At 56.8% G+C, this 1533-nt stretch carries 1 protein-coding gene; it reads left to right on the top strand.

Features of this window, described 5'->3' with window-relative positions:
• The first annotated feature begins 75 nt into the window (after positions 1-75).
• Positions 76-1461 carry an IS1182 family transposase gene (locus ACR0ID_RS20350; protein ID WP_480528150.1) on the top strand — a complete coding sequence of 462 codons (1386 nt, stop codon included), beginning with the start codon at positions 76-78 and terminating at the stop codon, positions 1459-1461.
• Positions 1462-1533 lie beyond the last annotated feature (72 nt).

The following is a 1533-nucleotide window of genomic DNA, read 5'->3' as shown; positions in this document are numbered from 1 at the left end:
TATTTTGTTGAAAAACTCGGGCTTGATCGGTTGGTAAGTTGCTGATTCAATTCTTCCTAAAGGGAGGGATCAGCCATGATGGGACCGAGACAGGAAGCGCAAGCGTCGCTGTTTTACGAGTTCTCGCTGGAGGATCATGTCCCGCAAGACCACCTTTTGCGCTCGATTGACCGGTTCGTCGATCTGGGCAGCATTCGCGCGCACCTTACGGATTTCTACAGCCACACGGGCCGGCCCTCCGTCGATCCCGAACTGCTGATCCGCATGCTGTTGGTTGGCTATTGCTTCGGTATTCGATCCGAGCGACGGCTCTGCGAAGAGGTGCATTTGAACCTGGCATACCGCTGGTTCTGCCGTCTCGACTTGAACGACCGGGTGCCAGACCATTCCACGTTTTCCAAGAACCGGCACGGCCGTTTCCGGGAAAGCGAACTGTTGCGTCGTCTGTTTGAGACAACTGTGGCACGCTGCATTGAGGAAGGTCTCGTCAGCGGCCAGCGCATGGCGATTGATGCCAGCCTGATCGAAGCCGATGCTAACAAACGGAACTCAACACCGAAGGAAGACTGGGACGCGGCAAGCATTGACCCGGCAGATGCGTCCCGCGCGGTCCGCGAGTATCTCGACACGCTGGACGAGGCGGCATTCGGCGCGGCCAGCGAGGTACAGCCCAAGTTCACCTCACATTCTGACCCCGCCAGCCAATGGACTGCAGCCCGCAAAGGCCCTGCATTCTTCAGCTATTCCGACAATTATCTGATTGATACGGATCACGGTGTAATCGTCGATGTCGAAGCCACCAGATCAATCCGACAGGCAGAAGTCGGTTCAACAAAGACGATGTTGAACCGGGTCAAAGACAAGTTCGACCTGCACCCAGAACGGTTAATCGCAGATACCGCTTACGGTTCCGGCCCCATGCTGGACTGGCTGGTGAAGCGCAAGATCGCGCCGCACATTCCCGTTATCGACAAAGCTGGCCGGACAGATGGCACATGGTCCCGTGCAGACTTTGAATGGGATCCCGAGAACAACCAATACATCTGCCCTGAGGGCGAAGCGCTCAAGCAGTTTCGTCGCAACTACTCTGATCCGAACCGTGGCCCGACGGGCAAGGGCGTGGCCAAGTATCAGGCCCTCAAACACACCTGCCTGGCGTGCCCGTCGAAGATGAAGTGCTGCCCAAACGCCGATGCTCGCAAAATCACCCGCGAAGAACATGAAGACGCACGCGATGTGGCACGCGCCATTCGCAAAACGCCCCAATACAAAGTCTCGGCAAAGCTCCGAAAGAAGGTTGAGATGCTGTTTGCCCACCTCAAACGCATTCTCGGGCTGGGACGACTCCGATTACGTGGCCCTTGTGGTGCAACCGACGAATTCCTCCTCGCCGCCACCGCCCAGAACCTCCGAAAACTGGCCAAGATCTTTCCCGCACCGCAGCAAACGAGCAAAGCCTGACAAGAAAGGCACTCGCGCTCAGTTCGGTACGCCTCTCTCTGCGCCAGCAACACGTTGTTTTTCAACAATATC

Source organism: Ruegeria sp. AL2 (assembly GCF_056540845.1).
Note: the sequence above shows the minus strand (reverse complement) of the source record. Positions and strands in the feature narration are given on the sequence as shown.

What these genes read in the sequence shown, in the direction of transcription:
- ACR0ID_RS20350 (WP_480528150.1), top strand. Translation starts at nt 76, where the DNA reads ATGATGGGACCGAGACAGGAAGCGCAAGCGTCGCTGTTTTACGAGTTC.